14 protein-coding genes are annotated in these 18846 nt (G+C 31.7%); 3 read left to right on the top strand and 11 right to left on the bottom strand.

Annotated features, from left to right (window positions below; all coding sequences use genetic code 11):
* Positions 1-2: 2 nt before the first annotated feature.
* The 9 genes from dhaK to F553_RS0101275 all read right to left on the bottom strand — a co-directional run bounded on the left by dhaK (position 3) and on the right by F553_RS0101275 (position 10608).
* A complete protein-coding gene (gene dhaK / locus F553_RS12260; RefSeq protein WP_018998686.1) occupies positions 3-1769 on the bottom strand; it encodes a dihydroxyacetone kinase subunit DhaK in 1767 nt (588 codons plus the stop codon).
* Positions 1770-1791: 22 nt separating this feature from the next.
* Positions 1792-2931, bottom strand: coding sequence for a glycerol dehydrogenase (locus F553_RS0101310; protein WP_018998685.1), 1140 nt, complete (start codon positions 2929-2931; stop codon positions 1792-1794).
* A gap of 36 nt (positions 2932-2967) precedes the next feature.
* Complete coding sequence (locus F553_RS0101305; RefSeq protein ID WP_018998684.1) at positions 2968-3828, bottom strand: NAD(P)-dependent oxidoreductase; 861 nt, start codon at positions 3826-3828, stop codon at positions 2968-2970.
* 32 nt (positions 3829-3860) lie between these two features.
* Positions 3861-5192, bottom strand: a complete 1332-nt coding sequence (locus F553_RS0101300) for a hypothetical protein (RefSeq protein WP_018998683.1) — start codon at positions 5190-5192, stop codon at positions 3861-3863.
* A gap of 20 nt (positions 5193-5212) precedes the next feature.
* On the bottom strand, positions 5213-6403 hold the full coding sequence (locus F553_RS0101295) for a diphosphate--fructose-6-phosphate 1-phosphotransferase (RefSeq protein ID WP_018998682.1): 1191 nt from the start codon (positions 6401-6403) through the stop codon (positions 5213-5215).
* A 17-nt stretch (positions 6404-6420) separates the two neighbouring features.
* On the bottom strand, positions 6421-7275 hold the full coding sequence (locus F553_RS0101290) for a class II fructose-bisphosphate aldolase (protein WP_018998681.1): 855 nt from the start codon (positions 7273-7275) through the stop codon (positions 6421-6423).
* A 143-nt stretch (positions 7276-7418) separates the two neighbouring features.
* A complete protein-coding gene (locus F553_RS0101285) occupies positions 7419-8183 on the bottom strand; it encodes a GntR family transcriptional regulator (RefSeq protein ID WP_018998680.1) in 765 nt (254 codons plus the stop codon).
* 108 nt (positions 8184-8291) lie between these two features.
* On the bottom strand, positions 8292-9680 hold the full coding sequence (locus F553_RS0101280) for a glycoside-pentoside-hexuronide (GPH):cation symporter (RefSeq protein WP_018998679.1): 1389 nt from the start codon (positions 9678-9680) through the stop codon (positions 8292-8294).
* Positions 9681-9729: 49 nt separating this feature from the next.
* A complete protein-coding gene (locus F553_RS0101275) occupies positions 9730-10608 on the bottom strand; it encodes an aldose 1-epimerase family protein (RefSeq protein WP_026296887.1) in 879 nt (292 codons plus the stop codon).
* A gap of 169 nt (positions 10609-10777) precedes the next feature.
* Here F553_RS0101275 and F553_RS0101270 point away from each other — a divergent pair, with 169 nt between their 5' ends.
* Positions 10778-11509, top strand: coding sequence for a sulfite exporter TauE/SafE family protein (locus F553_RS0101270; protein WP_018998677.1), 732 nt, complete (start codon positions 10778-10780; stop codon positions 11507-11509).
* Positions 11510-11565: 56 nt separating this feature from the next.
* On the opposite strand, the gene uvrA is transcribed toward F553_RS0101270, so the two are convergent.
* Positions 11566-14412: an excinuclease ABC subunit UvrA gene (gene uvrA, locus F553_RS0101265; protein WP_018998676.1), complete on the bottom strand. Its 2847-nt coding sequence runs from the start codon at positions 14410-14412 to the stop codon at positions 11566-11568.
* 221 nt (positions 14413-14633) lie between these two features.
* Positions 14634-15983 (bottom strand): NADP-specific glutamate dehydrogenase, encoded by a 1350-nt coding sequence (gdhA, locus tag F553_RS0101260; protein ID WP_018998675.1) that lies wholly within the window; start codon positions 15981-15983, stop codon positions 14634-14636.
* Between the two features lie 290 nt (positions 15984-16273).
* On the opposite strand from gdhA, the gene F553_RS0101255 reads away from it, so the two are divergent.
* Positions 16274-17041, top strand: a complete 768-nt coding sequence (locus F553_RS0101255; protein ID WP_018998674.1) for a serine hydrolase — start codon at positions 16274-16276, stop codon at positions 17039-17041.
* A gap of 33 nt (positions 17042-17074) precedes the next feature.
* Positions 17075-18697: a peptide ABC transporter substrate-binding protein gene (locus F553_RS0101250; RefSeq protein WP_018998673.1), complete on the top strand. Its 1623-nt coding sequence runs from the start codon at positions 17075-17077 to the stop codon at positions 18695-18697.
* The last annotated feature ends 149 nt before the right edge of the window (positions 18698-18846 follow it).

The following is an 18846-nucleotide window of genomic DNA, read 5'->3' as shown; positions in this document are numbered from 1 at the left end:
CCTTATTTTTTAAAATTAAGGCTATCTGTTAATTCTGTGAAGATAACGCCTAAAGCATATGCACCAGCATCTGGATATCCTATACTTCTTTCGCCTACAGTACCTGCTCTACCCATGCGAGCTACAATTTCTTTTGTACTATCAGCACCAGCTACAGCAGCTTTTGCACCTTCAACAAATGCACTTTCCATATCACAGTTTTGTTTTACTGCTACTTTCCAAGTATCTGCACATGGAACTAATGCATCTATCAATGTTTTATCACCAACTACAGCACCTCTACCGAATGCTCTTTTACCTACAGCTTGTATTCCATCTACAGCACCTTGTAATAATTGAGCAAATTCTGCTACAGTTAATTCTTGTTTACCTTCTGCAACTTTACCTGCTGTTTTGAAAGCAAATCCCCAAACAGGGCCAGAAGCACCGCCACAATGTTCCATGATAACCATAGAGCAAGCTTCTAAAAATGCACCGATATCTTTTCCTTGAGCTACTACTTCATGCCATTGACGTTTCAATTCTTTAAAACCTTTAGCTACACTCATACCGAAGTCACCATCACCTGCATGAGAATCTAATTCGCAGAATGGTACTTCATTTCTAATAATAATTTCACTCATTTTATCAATAATATAAATCATATTATTTAAAGTGATTTTATTATCTACTACATCAGCATAAGCTAAATCAGTTTCTACATCAAAAGAAACTTCTTTTGCTACTTTATTTTCATCTTGTTTTGCAACAAGGCTCATATCTACATCTTCTTCATTTTCATTGATTTTTAAAGAAGGTGTATCTACAGGTGCTACTAAATAAGATTTTAATTCTTCATCTAATTTCAATAAAGAAACAGAAGCTCCTGCCATATCTATACTTGTCATGTAATTGCCAACAATAATGCGTACTGGTTTTAAGTTTTTGCTAGCTAATTCTTTATTTACAGCGTAATTTAATACATTTAATTCCATTAATGGTGTACTGCCAAAACCATTTACTAAAACAGCAACTTCATCATTATCAGCTAATTTTAAATCATCAACTAATGCTTCTACCATACGATGAGCTAATTCATCAGCAGTTGCAATTTTTTCACGTCTTATACCAGGTTCACCATGAATACCTACACCATATTCCATCTCATCTTCAGCAAGTTCAAATGTAGGTGTTCCTTTTGCTGGTACAGTACAAGAAGTAAATGCAAAACCTAAGCTTCTAACATTATCAGCAGCTTTTTGTGCAATTCTTTTTACTTCTGCTAATTCTAAACCTTTTTGAGCTGCTGCACCTGCAATTTTATGCACAAAAACAGTACCTGCAACACCACGACGACCAACTGTATATAAGCTATCTTGTACTGCAATATCATCTTCAACTTTTACATAATCTACAGTGATATTATCCATTTCTGCTAAATAAGCAGCACTTTGGAAGTTCATCATATCACCGCTATAGTTTTTAATGATAAGTAATGTGCCTTTATCACTTGCTGTAGCTTTAATTGCTTGGTATACCTGTACTTGTGATGGAGAAGCAAATACATCACCACATACAGCAGCATCTAACATGCCTTTACCGACAAAACCTGCATGAGCTGGTTCATGACCGCTACCGCCACCGCTGATTAAGCTTACTTTATTTTTATCTATATTTTTTTTCTTTACGATTTTATATTTTTCTACAAATTCTAGTGTAGGGTTTGCTAAAACAAACCCTTTACACATTTCTTTAACAATTGTTTCTGGTGTATTAATTATCTTTTTCATGTTCGTACCCTTATTTCAAATATTATTTAGACATTTTTTTCATTTTATATTCTTTACCAATTTTATCAGCTGTAATAATAGCTGCTGCAACATCATCTACAGTGATAGGGAATGGCATAGAATGTACGGATTCTTCTGGAATACAAGATTTTTCTGCAACCTGCATCAATTCTTCATCAGTAATAGTATCCACACCGATATCTTCTAAACATACAGGAAGACCTACTGCTAAGCAGAAATCAAGTACTTCATGTAATTCTTCTGTTGGTGCATTTTCTAATACTAACTGAATAATTGTACCAAATGCAACTTTTTCACCATGCATATATTTATGGCTACCTTCAAGAATAGTTAAGCCATCATGAATAGCATGAGCAGCTGCAAGTCCGCCACTTTCAAAACCAATACCAGATAATAAAACATTTGTTTCAATAATATTTTCTAAAGCTTGAGTTACTTTTTTACATTCGCAAGCTTGTTTTGCTTTTACACCATTTTCTAACAACATTTCATAGCAAGTTTTAGCAAAGATAAATGCTGCATTTGTTGATTTTGCAGGGCCGCAAAGACCTTCACGATAGCCACAAGGAAGACCTGCATTTACATTAGCAAAAGCTCTTGTAGTAGCACGTGCTTCAAAATATGTGGATAAAGCATCACCCATACCAGATACTAAGAAACGTACTGGTGCATTTGCAATAACTGTTGTATCAATCAAAATAACACTTGGGCTTTGTTTGAAATATGCATAATCATCAAAAGCTCCATCTGGAGTATATAATACAGCAGAATGACTAGTTGGAGCATCAGTTGCTACAATTGTAGGTACGATAATCAAAGCATCACCTTGAGCTACACATTTTGCTGTATCGATAGCTTTGCCGCCACCAAGACCAATAGTGCAATCGCATTTATTTTCTTTAGCTACTTCCTGTAAACGAGCTACTTCTTGTCTAGAGCATTGACCACTAAAAGAACTTGTTACAAATTTTACACCGAATTTTTCTGCTGTTTTATCTAATTTATCTTGAACACGTGCAATATCATCTGGATGAGCAATCAACAATGCTGTTTTTCCATAAGTAGATACAAAATAACCTAAATTTAAAAGTTCATCTTCACCTTGAACATATTTTGTTGGACAAATAAACGCTTTTCTCATTATAATTACCTCTTTATCGTAAAACTAATCAAACAATTATTTAATTACTTTATATACAGCTACGCAATCTTCCATACCATAGCCTTCATTATCAGCTTTTTCAAAATAAGATTTTGCCAATTTTGTAAATTCTGCACTATATCCCCATGCATCGCCCATTTCACAACCTAAGCGAACATCTTTTAATGCAAGTTTAACACCAAAACGATTTGCATAATCATTAGCAAGCATTAAAGGTCCTCTCATATGAAGTTGAGCTGAATCCGCTCCAGTTTCTGCTAATAATTCTTGGAATAAATTACCTTCAATACCAGCTTTTTCACAAAGACGCATACCTTCGGATAATACAGCTAAATTTGTCATACCAACCATATTACTAATTAATTTAAAAGCATATGCTTGAGTTGCTCCACCCATATAATATACAGGGCTACCAACGATTTCCAAAATTTCTTTTACTTTTTCAAAAGTTTCTTTTTTACCACCAGCAAAAATAGGCTGTTCTGCTTTTTCTGCTTGAGCAGGACCTTTACCAAGTGGACAACCCATAAAACCAATGCCTCTTGCTGCTGCAAAGTCTTCTAATTCTTGAGCTGTTTGTGGATCAATAGTGCTTACATCAATATAAACACTACCTTCTTTCATTTTATTTAATAACCCATTTTCACCAATCATAGTGGATTTAATATGCACAGGTAATGGCAAGCTTGTAAATACTACATCACAATCAGCTAATTCATCTGCAGATTTTACGCCCACACCTGTTGTACCTACTGCTAAAGTTCTTTTGATACTTTCTTCATTTAAATCAAAAACTTTTACTTCTTTACCAGCTCTAATTAAATTTCTAGCTAAAGGGCCACCCATTAAGCCTAATCCAATATATCCGATTTTCATTTTATTTACCCCTATTCTTATAATGTTCAAAATTAATATTCAAAAACTCTTATTTTCAAAAGATTACACATAATTTTTACTTCATCTATGATATCGCCATAAGCAATAACAAAATGTGGTTCCCAACCATCTTTAACGAAGTTTTTAACATATGCTGCTGCATTGCCATTTTCAGGTCTTACTGTTACAGATGTACCATAGAATTTTTGTGGTTCATCTAAAGCTTCACCTTTATAAATGAACATTCTATAACCATCTTTATCTTTACCCAATCTTAAAACAGTAACTTTACCTGCTTTTAAACCAAAATCCATTACTGGGCCAATTTTTCTATTAGGATGTACACCTAATTTAGCACCACAAGATGCATTTGCTAAAGAACTTGCGCCTGCTCCGCAATGCCAATAAACAATACTATCACAAGCTTCATCAATAGCTACTGGATCACCAAAATATGTTGCAGTATTAGTTAATTTACTGCCGATAAACATACTGATAGCACCGCCGATATCAGTTTCACAAGATGATGGAATATTATTGTCATTTAACATGGATAATACTGCACAAACAGGAGCTCCAAAACCAGTGAAGAAATCAGGCCAACAACGAGAAGCTAATGCGCCTATTTTGTTTTCATCAACAAAGGCTTGGAAAGCTTTTCTAAGTCTTGCATATTTTTCCATATTTTCCTGTGGAATATTTACGTTTATTGTACGGCTATTTAATTCTTCTAAATCTTTTGCAAGTTCTTCGCTTGTATAAGATTTAGCTTTTTCCATGATGCTTGCTGCTTCTACACGAGCAACTCTGCTACCTAATGCACCTACTAAATCAGTTTCATTAATAGCACCAAAGCCAAAACCTGCTGGCTGATTACCAACTACACCAATAACTAATTCTTTTAAATCATTGATTAAAGTTATAGCTTTATTGTATTTTGTAAATTCATCGATTACATATTGTTCATCTGGATTACCAAAGACAAAATCAAAATCTCTATCTTGTGTATACACACTATTACCAGCAGAAAATGCTCCTGTTAAAGAATTTAATTTTAATCTTGTTCCATCAATAGATGGTTCTCTGATTGCCCAAATAATCACAGGACATTTAAATTTACGCATTAATTCATACATAAATTCAGAGCCGATAAATGTTGTACATTGATAAATAATTAAATCTGCTTTATCTACTTCATCTAAATAAGCTGTTAAATCAGCTGGATCAGTTATTAAAGCTTCTGGTACTTTTATATCTTCAAAAATATTTTTTAAAACATTTACAGAGTTTTTAAAACTTTCTTCTGCACTAGGCATATAAAAAGTAGTTCTCGCTAATGGAACAAATACCGCCTTAATTGCCATAATATATACACGTCCTTTTTTTATTTCATATCGCTTAAAGATAAATACTTATCATCAAAATTGCCAATAATTGGCATAATCCATTCTTTAAAGTCTTTTGTCATTTGTTTATTTTTAGCATCATAAAAAGCATCAGGCACTTTCTTTTCTTTGCCACCAACATCTTCTAAAGCAATAGTATAATAATCTTCATTATTATCTGCTAAACAAATCATTTCATTATCATGATTGTCTTTTAATGCTTCAATAGTTACAAATCCTATTTTATAAGCTTTTTGCTCATCAATATCTGAACGTAGTGCCCCAAAACATCTCTGTGCCATAGTTAAATCTTGAGCACGTGCCTTTAAATTTAATTTTTCACTGATAAGTGATGCTAAATAAGTGGAAGCTCCACCATAAATTTTGCTTGCCTGTTTTACATCAGCAAATGGATTTGAACCGACTGGATTTCCTTCGCTATCATGAATACCTTCACCAATAACAGCTACTACAAAACCATTTTCTTCATATACTTTTTTTACATCTTCTACAAATTCAGCTTCATTAAAATCATGTTCTGGTAAATAAATTAAATGTGGTGCACCTTTTTCACTTCTTTTAGCAAGCATACTAGCAGCTGCTAACCACCCAACAGAACGACCCATAACTTCAATAATGCGAACTTGTTCAAATGTCTTCATAGATTCAAGGTCAACGCTTATATCTCTAACTAATTGCGCAATATATTTAGCAGCACTACCAAAACCTGGGCTATATTCAATGCCAAACATATCATTATCTACTGTTTTTGGTGAACCAACTACTACTAAATCTATATTTTGCTCTACTGCTGATTGATGAATTACTTTCGCTGCATACATAGTTCCATTTCCACCAATCATTATCAAAGCATCTATTCCTAATTCATTTAATTTTTGAGGAATTGCTTTAAAAATTTCTTTAGTCAAAAACATTCGACTTGAACCTAAAAACATAGCTGGAGTATTTCTTAATTTATCAATCTGTTCTTTTGTCAAAACTGATAAATCTATAATTTTATTATTTAATAAACCCTCAAAACCATTTAATAATCCATATATTGTTAAACCACTTGCTTTAGCATTTTCAACAATACCAGCTAAAGTGGAATTTATAACTGCACTACAACCTCCAGTTTGTACAACAGCTATCTTATTTACTTTTTTATTTGTTGTCATACTAACTGTCATCTCAAATCTACCTCATCTTATTTCAATTCAGATTTCCAGCCTTCAGCAAAAAATCTTAAATTTTGTTCTACTGTATTTGCTACTGCTTCTTTTGCTTTTTGTGGAATATTTACAAAATCATATGCTTCTTTATCTTGTAAATGTAAGTTAGTGAAAGTATCCATGAAAGAGCGTTTGATTTCTGTACCAATATTTACTTTCTTTACGCCCAAATCAATACATTTTGCAAATTGTTCTTTACTCAAACCAGTACCACCATGTAATACAAGTGGAGTATCAATTAATTTTGCAGTTTCTTCTAAAACATCATAATGTAAATTTGGAACACCTTTATATAATCCATGAGCATTTCCAATGGATAATGCCATTGCATCTACATTTGTTAATTCTACAAATTTAGCTGCATCTTTTGGATCTGTAACTTTTGCATTAGCTACTGATTCACCATCTTCAATACCTGCTAAAGCTCCTAATTCAGCTTCTACAGATACGCCTACTGCATGAGCAGCTTCTACTACTTTTTTAGTAAGTGCTACATTTTCTTCAAATGGTAAATGAGAACCATCAATCATTACAGAACTGAAACCTAATTGAATAGCTTTCATGCATAATTCAAAAGATTTTGAATGGTCTAAGAATACAGTAGCTGGAACTTTTGCTTCCTGAGCTAATTTAACCATCAATTTTCCTACTTCGAAATTACCTGGTTTACTTAATGGACCGCTACCAATCATTAAAATAACTGGCATGTTAACTTTTTCTGCTCCCGCTATAATTCCTTGAGCTGTAAATAAATCATATGTACTAAATGCACCTACAGCACCTTTATCTTTTATATTTCCTAAAAGTTCTTTTAATGTAACTAAAGCCATATTATTACCACCTTATCATATTTAAATCATTTTCAACAAAATTAAAATTATCCTTATCTATTATTATACTCATTGAAATATATTTTTCAAGATATATTTTAGAGTATAGGTCTCCCTTTTTTTAGAAGACCTATACCATTTGATTAACCAATTACTATTTCTTTATTTATCTGATTTTTATGCAAAGTTATATTATAACGATATCTATCTGCTCTATAAACATTATATGCATATTCTATAGGAACATTGTCTTGATAGCTTAATCGTTCCATCAACAATACAGGCTCTCCTTTTTTTATATCCAAAAGAGTTGCCTCTTCTTTAGATGCAGCTTTCGCTGAAATTGTTTCTTCCGCTTTAGTCAATTGTACATTTAAAAATCTATCAGCAATTTCATATACACCTGTATTAGATAAATCATATTTAGCTAATTCTTTACCATATTCTAATTTCCAAAAACTATTAACATAAATCAATTTTTTATCATTTATTTTATGCAATTTCTTTATTAACATAACTTTTTCTTCATTTAATAATTTTACTTCAGGAAATTTTTTCAACAAAGCTTCATCTACATCAACTTCTATGATATCTAAAACTTCAGCTTTAGGCACAAATCCCTTATTTGTCATTTCTTCGAAAAAGCCTGTCAATTTGCCTAATTCTTCTTTTATTGGTTCTTTTTTGATAAAAGTTCCTTTACCTGGTTGTCTTTCGATCCAGCCTTCTTCAACTAACTGTTTTACTGCTCTACGAACAGTTGTTGCACTGACTTTGTATTTTTCCATAATTTCCCTATCAGTAGGAAATAAATCTCCAATATTCCAAGAACCGCTTTGTATATAATTTCTTAATTCATTTGCTAATTGATAATGTAATTGAATAGGCGCTGATTTACTAAAAGCCATTTCTTTTTCTCCTCACAATAATACTCTTAATTAATACTTTTTCTATTTTAACATATTTTTAATGTATATTTTCAATGTAAGGAGATATTTTTTCTATTTTTCTATAGTTTATTGCTTAGCTTGTTGGCTTTTTCTTTTTTGTAATTCAAATAATAATTCTCTAAATCTTTGATCACTTAATTTGTAGAAGAAGCCCATTACAATAATAGTTGCAATAGCAAGTACACCTGGATAGATAAACATCAAGCCTCTAATACCTTCTAATGCTTCTAAAGATTGAACAGCATTTGGCACATAACCTACCATTGTTAATACTAAACCTGGTACAAAGCCAGCTACTGCCTGAGAGCATTTTCTAAAGAAAGTAAAGAATGAATATACAATACCTTCAGCTCTTACACCTGTTTTATATTCACCATATTCAACAGCATCTGCTACTAAAGCCCAGTTTAAGCTATTTACAAAAGAACTACCAAAGAAAGCAACACAAGAGAATACGATAAACATTGTTGGATCTGTTACAAATAAATAGTTGATAATATCACCAACAGCCCATACAGCACAACCAAACATATATGTTTGTTTTCTACCACCAAGCCATTTTACCATATGAGTTACTAAAGCAACACCGATAAATACACAACCAATACTGAAGAAGCCCATATAAGGAATGATTGTCATATCATTTAAAATGTATTGGCAATAATATACCTGTACAGCTAATTTTACGTTAAAAGCTGAGAATGTGAATAAGTTTACTAAACATAAAATTAATAATGGAGAATTTTTCAAAATAGATTTAAATGCAGTTCCTAAATGAACACGTTCATGAACTTTTCTATCTACTTTTACATGTTCTTTAATATTTAAAGCACAATATAATGTAACCAAAACACCCATTATAGCAAAAACACAAGCGGCTACGAAATAACCTGTTTCTTCACTATCAAATAACAACACAATTGGCATAAATGCAACTGTTGTAATCAACAAACCTGTATTACTACCAGCTTGACGGAAAGCTGCTAATTGTGAACGTTCCAATGGATCTTGTGTCATTACAGAAGCAATAGAACCAAATGGAATATTTACGATACTATATGTTAAACCAAATAACATATATGATGCATACGCAAATATCAATTTCCCAGTAACACTAAAATCTGGATTGGTAAAACAAACTACGGTCATTAATCCCAATGGTATAAGTCCATAAATCATAAATGGTCTAAATTTACCTAATTTTTTACTGCTAAATTTACCTGAGTCTACTACTGTACCTACAGACATATCGGCAAAAGCATCAAAAACTTTACTTACTAAGAAAATAGAACCTGCCCAAATAGCTGGCAAACCTAATATATCTGTATAGAACTTTAATAAATATATCTGCCCTAAATCGAATAAAAAGTTATTACCAACATCTCCTAATCCATAAGCAATCTTTTCCTTCAACTTTAATTTTGTAGTTGAAACAGTCTGTTCTAAACTACTCATTATAACTACTCCCCCTTAGTTATTAAATGTTTACTTATCTTAATAGAAATCACTTAATTTCTATTTTGTAACTACAGTTAAATTCTTCATTTGATTTTAATTTACAAATTTCTTCTTTTTCTGAAAAATCTACATATTTATCTTTTACATCCGGTAAACCATTCCAAGGCTCAATGCAAACAAATGGTGCCCCCTGTGGTTTTGTCCAAAATCCTACATTATTGAAATTATTAAAATATACTCTTACGAACTTACCAGATTTTTTACTTTTCAAAGTAACATATTTTGATTTAATTTGCTTCAACAAAATTAAATCTTTTTCAAATAATTTTTTGCTTATAGCTAAAGTATCTTCATCATTTAATAAATCTGCTGTTTCGTTATTAATAATTCCGTTACTCAGAAAATGTCTTTTAGCCGTTTCTTTTTGTTCGAAAATTAATTCATAATCTTCAAAATCATCTGTTTTCTCTAATGGGCAATTATAAGCAGTATGTAAACCTAGAGCAAAAAATATATCTTTATTTGCATCTTCTAGATTTTTTACTGTGTAATTCACCTGTAATCCATTTTCTGATAATACATATTCTAATTGTAAAGAGAATTTAAATGGATATACTTTTAAGCTTTCATCATTATAAATTAATTCATAAATAACACTATTTTCAGTCTTTTTTAATAATGAAAATTCATAATCTCTAGCAAAGCCATGAACTGTTAATGCATATTTTTTATTTTCAAAAATATACTCATCATTATGTACCCTACCTGTAATTGGAAAACAAATCGGTGCATGCCATGACCAATATGTCTTATCGCCTTGCCAAATATATTCTGTCTTAGTTGTTTTATCATACAAACTATGTAATTCCGCACCATGACTAGATATCTTGGCAATCAATTCATGATTTTCTAAAACTGTCATCATTTTTATCACCTCAATATTATTTTTTACAAGTTATATATTATCTTATAAAATAAATTTTGTCAAATATATTTTTCAAGATATATTCAGAAAATAATATTTGACTTTTATATTTTAATCTTATAAAATATATTTTGTAAGATATAATTAAATATTTAATGAGGTGTATATTATGTCCGATATAAATCTAAATCTTATATTAGCTATATTTATCGGTTTTGGCTCTACACTAATTCAATCTTTGACAGGATTTGGACTATCAATTGTTTCTACTCCATTATTTTTAATGGTTTACGATCCTAAACAAGTAGTACTAATTCTTCAAGTTATTTGTGTAGTAATCAATATATTTTTTGCTATTGCACTGCGAAAAAATGTAGATTATCGTTTTCTTTTGATTTTATTTATAGGTTCTTTACTTGGACAACCTCTCGGTTTATTAATCTTTCAGATTGCTCCTAATAATATATTAAAAATTTTTGTAAGTTTAATTATCTTATTTTTCTTGATAATCATGCAATTAAATCATAAAAAGATTACAGAAACTACATTGAAAACAGGTATTACCGGTGTGTTATCCGGTATCTTGACGACTGCCACTAGTATGGGTGGCCCTCCTTTAATCTTATATTTAGCAAATGCTAATCGTGATAAAGTTTCCATGCGTGCTACTTGTATCGCTTATTTTGCTATTACTAATATAAGTGCAATTATTATCTTTTTAATGGGAAATACTGACTTTACTTTCGCAATAGAACAATCAATTTATTTATTACCATTTTGTTTCATTGGTTTATGGATTGGTAATAAATTATTCCCTTATCTTTCTCAAAAAATGTTTAATCGCATTATATTTGTAATGCTTTTATTCTCCTCACTATATACTTTATATAGTGCTTTTTAACCCCTTTTATACTAAAAAATAAAGACCTTAAGTCATTTGGCTTAAGGTCTTTATTTTTATGCATCTCGTTTATTTAATCTTTTTCCTTCTTCAAGTAAAGGTTTTAAAAATTGCCCTGTATATGAAGCTTTTACTTTAGCTATATCTTCTGGTGTTCCTTTAGCTACAATAGTACCACCGCGATTGCCACCTTCAGGACCTAAATCAATCAAATAATCTGCTGTTTTAATCACATCAAGATTATGTTCAATGACAACTACAGTATCTCCACCATCAACTAATCGCTGTAATACATCTAAAAGTTGATGAATATCTGCTGTATGCAGTCCTGTTGTCGGTTCATCTAAAATATACAGAGTTTTGCCTGTACTTCTTCTAGCTAATTCAGAAGCTAATTTTACACGCTGTGCTTCACCGCCAGATAATGTTGTCGCTGGCTGTCCCAATTGAATATAACCAAGTCCTACATCTTGTAATACTTTCATATAGCGATAAATTTTAGGTATATTTTCAAAAAATACACAGCCTTCATCAACTGTCATATTGAGTACATCAGATATAGTTTTCCCTTTATATTTTACTTCTAAAGTTTCACGATTATATCTCGCTCCCTTACAAACTTCGCATGGAACATATACATCTGGTAAAAAGTGCATTTCGATTTTTATAATGCCATCACCATGACAAGCTTCGCAACGTCCACCTTTAACGTTAAAACTAAAACGACCAGGCTTATATCCTCTTATCTTCGCTTCATTAGTTTGACTAAATAATTCACGAATACTATCAAATACACCTGTATATGTCGCAGGATTAGAGCGAGGTGTTCTTCCTATTGGCGATTGGTCAATATTGATGATTTTATCTATATTTTCAATGCCTTTTATCTCTTTATGTTTACCTGGTTTCCCTTTTATTGTATATAATTTACTTGCTAAACCTTTATACAATATTTCATTTACCAAAGTAGATTTTCCAGAACCAGAAACACCTGTTACTACAGTAAATACACCTAATGGAAATTTTACATTTATATTTTTTAAATTATTTTCTTTAGCACCGACAACTTCAATAAAATTGCCATTGCCTTTTCTTCGCTCTTTTGGTACTGGTATATATTTTCTACGACTTAAATATTGCCCTGTTATTGAATTTAAATTTTGCTTGATTTCTTCAACAGTTCCTTGAGCTACTACTTCACCGCCACCAGCTCCTGCTTTTGGCCCTATATCAATAATACAATCTGCTGCATACATAGTATCTTCATCATGTTCTACCACAATCAATGTATTTCCTAAATCACGAAGATGTTTTAATGTAGCTAATAATCTATTATTATCTCTTTGATGAAGTCCTATACTAGGTTCATCTAAAATATATAATACTCCCACTAACCCTGAACCTATCTGTGTAGCTAAGCGAATACGCTGAGCTTCCCCGCCAGATAAAGTGCCTGCCGCTCTAGATAATGTTAAATATTCTAATCCTACATCTAGTAAAAAGCCTAATCTAGCATGAAGTTCTTTCATTATCTGTTTAGCAATGATTTCTTCACGCTCAGTGAATTTTAGATTTTTGAAAAATTCACTAGCTTCAGCGATAGTCATATCTGTTACTTGTTTTATATTTTTATCGCCAATAGTGATAGACAATACTTCTGGTTTTAACCTTGCCCCTTTACATTTTGGACATGGTGTAGTGCTCATATATGCTTCATATGATTCTCGCATTATATCTGAATTAGTTTCTTTATAACGACGCTCAAGCATAGGCATTACACCTTCAAATGGTGAAAAATACTCTTTATATTCATCATACATATTCACATATGAATAATTAAATCTTTCCTCACCTGAACCATTTATCAAATACTCTTGAATATTTTTATCGATTTCATTCCATGGAGTATTTAAAGTATAACCATATTTTTTCAATACAGCTTCAATCTGTACCATAGCATAAGAAGCTGGATTTTTAGATAATGGTGCAAATAAACCTTCTGCTGGGCTTAAATTTTTATTTGGCATTACTAAATCTATATCAAATTGTTGATGACTGCCAAGTCCACTACATTCAGGGCAAGCCCCATATGGACTATTAAATGAAAACATACGCGGAGCAATTTCTGGCAGACTGATACCACAATCTATACAAGCAAAATTTTGGCTAAACATCAATAATTCACCATCAACTACTTGTACATAGACAATTCCTTCACCTATATCTAAAGCAGTTTCAAGTGAATCTGCTAAACGTTGTTCAATGCCTTCACGCACAATCAAGCGGTCGATTACAACTTCAATCGTATGTTTTTTATTTTTTTCTAGATTAATTTCTTCATTAATATCTATAACTTCGCCATCAATGCGTACACGCACATAACCTTCTTTGCGAATTTGTTCCAATACTTTTTTATGTTCGCCTTTTTTTCCACGAATGATTTGTGCCATGATCAATAATTTACTGCGTTCTGGCAAACTCATGATATTATCTACCATTTGGTCTACTGTCTGCTGAGTGATAGGCTTGCCACATTTTGGACAATGAGGTTTTCCCACTCTAGCGAATAATAAACGCAAATAATCATAAATCTCGGTAACTGTTCCCACTGTAGAACGAGGATTATGACTTGTTGTCTTTTGGTCAATAGATATAGCAGGTGATAATCCTTCTATATAATCAACATCTGGTTTATCCATCTGCCCTAAAAATTGTCTAGCATATGCAGATAAAGACTCTACATAACGACGTTGACCTTCGGCATATATCGTATCAAAAGCTAATGAAGATTTTCCACTGCCACTCAATCCTGTTACTACTACTAATTTATCACGAGGAATTTTTACATCTATATTTTTTAAATTATGAGCTCTCGCTCCTTTTACTGTTATAAAATCAGACAAAATATATCCTCCTTATTTATATTATTATCAAATTTAAAATCATTTATAAATCCTAGTTTTATACTATTAATTATATCATATTAATAATAATTATTAAATAAGAATTTATTTTTGATATTTATAAACTCTTATTCATTAACGACAGCTTTATAAAATAAAAAAAGTGCAGAAAATAAATTTCTGCACTTTTAATTGCTTTATTCTATATTTTAAATTACTTATTAATAAGCATAGCCCTGAGCAAGCATAGCATCTGCTACTTTTAAGAAACCAGCAATGTTTGCACCTACTACGAGGTTACCTTCAAAGCCATATTCTTTTGCAGTTGTTGCTGCATTTTTGTAGATATTTACCATGATTGAATGTAATTTTGCATCTACTTCTTCAAATGTCCAGCTTAAACGTTCGCTGTTCTGGCTCATTTCAAGACCGGAAGTAGCAACACCGCCAGCATTTGCAGCTTTTGCAGGAGCAAAGAGAACTTTATTATCTAAGAAATAGTTGATTGCATCAATAGTGGAAGGCATATTTGCACCTTCACCAACAACTTTACAGCCGTTAGCTACAAGAGCTTTTGCGGATTCAAGATCAATTTCATTTTGAGTTGCACAAGGAAGTGCAATATCACATTTAACAGTCCAAATACCTTTGCAACCTTCATGATATTGTGCACCTTCAACACGTTCAGCGTATTCTTTAATACGTTTACGTTCAACTTCTTTAATCTGTTTTACAACATCAAGTTTGATACCATCGTTATCTACTACATAACCATTGGAATCGCTCATAGCAATAACTTTTGCACCTAATTCCATAGCTTTTTCAGCAGCATAAATAGCAACGTTACCAGAACCAGATACTACAACTTCTTTACCAGCAAAAGATGTATTGCTATCTTTTAACATTTCTTCAACGAAATAGCATAAACCATAACCAGTTGCTTCAGTTCTTACTAAAGAACCACCGAAGGATAAACCTTTACCAGTTAATACACCAGTGAATTCGTTGCGAAGACGTTTGTATTGACCAAATAAGTAACCAACTTCACGAGCACCAACACCGATATCACCAGCAGGAACGTCAGTATCTGCACCGATATGTTTTGCAAGTTCAGTCATGAAGCTTTGGCAAAAACGCATGATTTCCATATCAGATTTACCTTTTGGATCGAAATCACTACCGCCTTTACCGCCACCCATAGGAAGAGTAGTCAAAGAATTTTTCAATACTTGTTCAAAACCTAAAAATTTAATTACAGAAGCACATACGGAAGGATGTAAACGAAGACCACCTTTGTATGGTCCAATAGCAGAGTTAAATTGTACTCTATAGCCACGATTTACTTGTACGTTACCATTATCATCAACCCATGTTACACGGAAAGTAATCATACGTTCAGGCTCAACCATGCGTTCAATAATATTAGCTTTTTCATAAGCAGGATTTTTTTCAATTGCAGGTGTAATAGATTCTAAAACTTCATAAACTGCTTGTTGGAATTCTGCTTCGTTTGGATTTTTAGCTACTACTTTGTCGTAAACTTTCTGTAAATATGCGTTTTTTAAACTCATGATTAAACCACAACTCCTTGATAGAAATATCTTTATTCACAAATCATAAAATAAAAAAAATAAAATAGGTATATAAATTTTACTTATATACCTTTTCTGTATTTAACGTAAATCATTATAGCACGTCATTTTTATCTTGCATAGATATTTTTTACAAATTTACAATTAAATACTGTATACAGTATTTCTAAACTCCATTATAGCAGGTATTTATCACGTATTTTGGCTCTCGTGTACAGTATGATATAATAGATAATAATTTAATTATTATACAGAAAAGATGTGTTATCATGAATAAATTACAAAATTATCTAAATGATTATGTACAAAAATTAGATGGAGATTGGTCTTATTTAATCTGCAATCTGAAAAATCCCCAAGAAACAATTTGCTTAAATGGAAATCACCTTCATAAATCAGCTAGTATGATTAAAGTTCTTATTTTAGCTACATTATGCGCTAGTGATTTAGATTTTAATGAAAAAATCTCTATTGATTATGTACCACATGTTGAAGGTGGTGGCGCATTACAAGAAATGGATAGCGATACAAAAGTCAGCATCAAAGCTCTTGCTAGTTTAATGATTGTCCTTAGTGATAATTTAGCCACAAATATTCTCATAAAAAAATTAGGTATGTATAATATTCAAGCCTATGCTGATAAATTAAATTTAAAACAGACAAAAATTCAACGTTATATGATGGATTTTGAAGCAAGTAAGCAAGGTAAAGAAAATTATTTAACTGTAAATGATTACCATAAATTACTTTGTCATATCTATGATAATCGTCATTTAGCAAGGTTTAATATCGCATGGCAAATCTTAGCTCGCCAACAATTTAGAGACCGCATTCCTTATTATTGGGATGAAGATATCATATTCCATCATAAAACAGGTATGCTTGATTTTGTCGAACATGATGGTGGTATTTTAGAAGCAGATTTTGGCACTTATAGTATTATTATTTTTGCTTCTAATTTAAAATCAAATGCTATCGGTGGTCGTGAAATAGGAAAATTAGGGCAATATATTTATAATTATCTAGCACAAAAATAAATTTGATTATTTAATCATTAAAGGACTGATTATATGTTTAAAATTATTTCACCTAAATTAATTTTAATTTCTATATTCATAGTATATAGTTTCCTCATCAGCGGTTGTAATGATGAAGCTATGACTGATGATACTGTTCGCTATGCTTTAGAAAGCGAACCATCTACTTTAGACCCTGCTAAAAGTACTGCTCTTGCTGAATCAAATGTAGAACTTGCTTTATTTGAAGGTTTGACTCGTTTAGATGAACATGAACAACCTCAACCAGCAGCAGCTAAAAGTTGGGATATTTCTCCAGACGGCACAGAATACACATTCCATTTGCGTGATAATCTTCTCTGGAATGATGGTACACCTCTTACAGCCCATGATTTTGAATATGCATGGAAACGTGTACTTGACCCTCAAACAGCTTCTGAAAATGCTTATATGATGTATCCATTAAATAATGGTGAAGCCTTTTTCAAACAAGAAGTATCTGCTGACCAAGTAGGGGTAAAAGCTTTAGATGATAAAACTCTATATGTAAAATTAAAAGCACCTATCACATATTTTTTAAATTTAACTGCCTTTCATGCTTATTATCCTGTACCACGTCATGTTGTTGAAAAAGACCCTGAAATCTGGGCAGCTAATGATAAAATTGTTTCTAATGGGCCTTTCGTTTTAATTCATTGGATACATTCTAATCAATTACAATTTGTCAAAAATGATAAATATTGGGATAAAGATAAAGTTAAACTTGAAAATATGCAATGGCCTATCAGTGAATCTCAATCCACTCGTGTTTCTATGGTAGAAAGTGGTCAAGCTAATATCACTGTAGAACCGCCAATCTCTGAACAGGAACGCTTGACTAAAGAAGGCTTATTCAAGATGAGTCCTTATTTAGGCTCTTATTATTATAGTTTCAATACACAAAAAGCTCCATTTAATAATCCTCTAGTACGTAAAGCTTTTTCTATGGCTGTAGATAGAGAAAAACTTGTCAATAATGTAATTAAAGGTGGCAAAGAGCCAGCTTATGCTTGGGTTCCTCCAGGGCTTACTAATCCTATAACTAAACAAGATTTTCGCCGTGAAGGTGGCAATCTCGTAGAATACAATCCCCAAAAAGCAAGAGAATTACTCAGTGAAGCCGGATATCCAAATGGCGAAGGTCTTCCTCTTATAACTATTTTATATAATACAAATGAAATGCATAAAGCTGTAGCTGAAGTAATCCAAGCTATGTGGAAAGAAAATTTAAACGTCAATGTAGAACTTTTAAATCAAGAATCAAAAGTGTATTTAGACGCTAGAAATACAGGAAATTTCCAAGTAGCTCGTGCTTCATGGATTGGAGATTATGCTGACCCAATGACTTTTATGGACGTATATCTTGATGAAAATAACGATGGTCAATATCACAATCCACTCTATAATGATTTAGTTCGTAAAGCTCAAAATACAAATAATCAAGAAATTCGCATGCAAGCAATGCATGAAGCTGAAAAAATCTTAATGAACGATGCTGTTGTCTTACCGATTTATTACACTACTCAACCTTATATAGCTCAACCTTATGTAAAAAATTATCGCTGGTCAATATTAGGCACTATCGATTTTAAAGAAGCATATATCGAAAATTCCCCTGAAAAAGCTTCCAAAGAATAAATCTTATAAGTAAAACCATTATATATTTAAATATAATGGTTTTTTCTTTTATATTTTCAATAAAGTCAAAACATTTAATTGACTCATACTTATTCAAATGCTATTCTAATAATTAGATTTATTAATAATATTTATGAATAAAGGAGGCT

This window comes from Megamonas rupellensis DSM 19944 (genome assembly GCF_000378365.1).
In the GTDB taxonomy this organism is placed as follows: domain Bacteria; phylum Bacillota; class Negativicutes; order Selenomonadales; family Selenomonadaceae; genus Megamonas; species Megamonas funiformis.
The sequence above is the reverse complement of the archived record's forward strand: the minus strand, read 5'-3'. Positions and strand labels throughout refer to the sequence as shown.

What these genes read in the sequence shown, in the direction of transcription:
- F553_RS0101255 (WP_018998674.1), top strand. Translation starts at nt 16,274, where the DNA reads ATGAATAAATTACAAAATTATCTAAATGATTATGTACAAAAATTAGAT.
- F553_RS0101250 (WP_018998673.1), top strand. Translation starts at nt 17,075, where the DNA reads ATGTTTAAAATTATTTCACCTAAATTAATTTTAATTTCTATATTCATA.
- dhaK (WP_018998686.1), bottom strand. Translation starts at nt 1,769, where the DNA reads ATGAAAAAGATAATTAATACACCAGAAACAATTGTTAAAGAAATGTGT.
- F553_RS0101295 (WP_018998682.1), bottom strand. Translation starts at nt 6,403, where the DNA reads ATGACAGTTAGTATGACAACAAATAAAAAAGTAAATAAGATAGCTGTT.
- F553_RS0101305 (WP_018998684.1), bottom strand. Translation starts at nt 3,828, where the DNA reads ATGAAAATCGGATATATTGGATTAGGCTTAATGGGTGGCCCTTTAGCT.
- F553_RS0101290 (WP_018998681.1), bottom strand. Translation starts at nt 7,275, where the DNA reads ATGGCTTTAGTTACATTAAAAGAACTTTTAGGAAATATAAAAGATAAA.
- gdhA (WP_018998675.1), bottom strand. Translation starts at nt 15,983, where the DNA reads ATGAGTTTAAAAAACGCATATTTACAGAAAGTTTACGACAAAGTAGTA.
- F553_RS0101285 (WP_018998680.1), bottom strand. Translation starts at nt 8,183, where the DNA reads ATGGCTTTTAGTAAATCAGCGCCTATTCAATTACATTATCAATTAGCA.
- F553_RS0101300 (WP_018998683.1), bottom strand. Translation starts at nt 5,192, where the DNA reads ATGGCAATTAAGGCGGTATTTGTTCCATTAGCGAGAACTACTTTTTAT.
- F553_RS0101270 (WP_018998677.1), top strand. Translation starts at nt 10,778, where the DNA reads ATGTCCGATATAAATCTAAATCTTATATTAGCTATATTTATCGGTTTT.
- F553_RS0101280 (WP_018998679.1), bottom strand. Translation starts at nt 9,680, where the DNA reads ATGAGTAGTTTAGAACAGACTGTTTCAACTACAAAATTAAAGTTGAAG.
- F553_RS0101275 (WP_026296887.1), bottom strand. Translation starts at nt 10,608, where the DNA reads ATGATGACAGTTTTAGAAAATCATGAATTGATTGCCAAGATATCTAGT.
- F553_RS0101310 (WP_018998685.1), bottom strand. Translation starts at nt 2,931, where the DNA reads ATGAGAAAAGCGTTTATTTGTCCAACAAAATATGTTCAAGGTGAAGAT.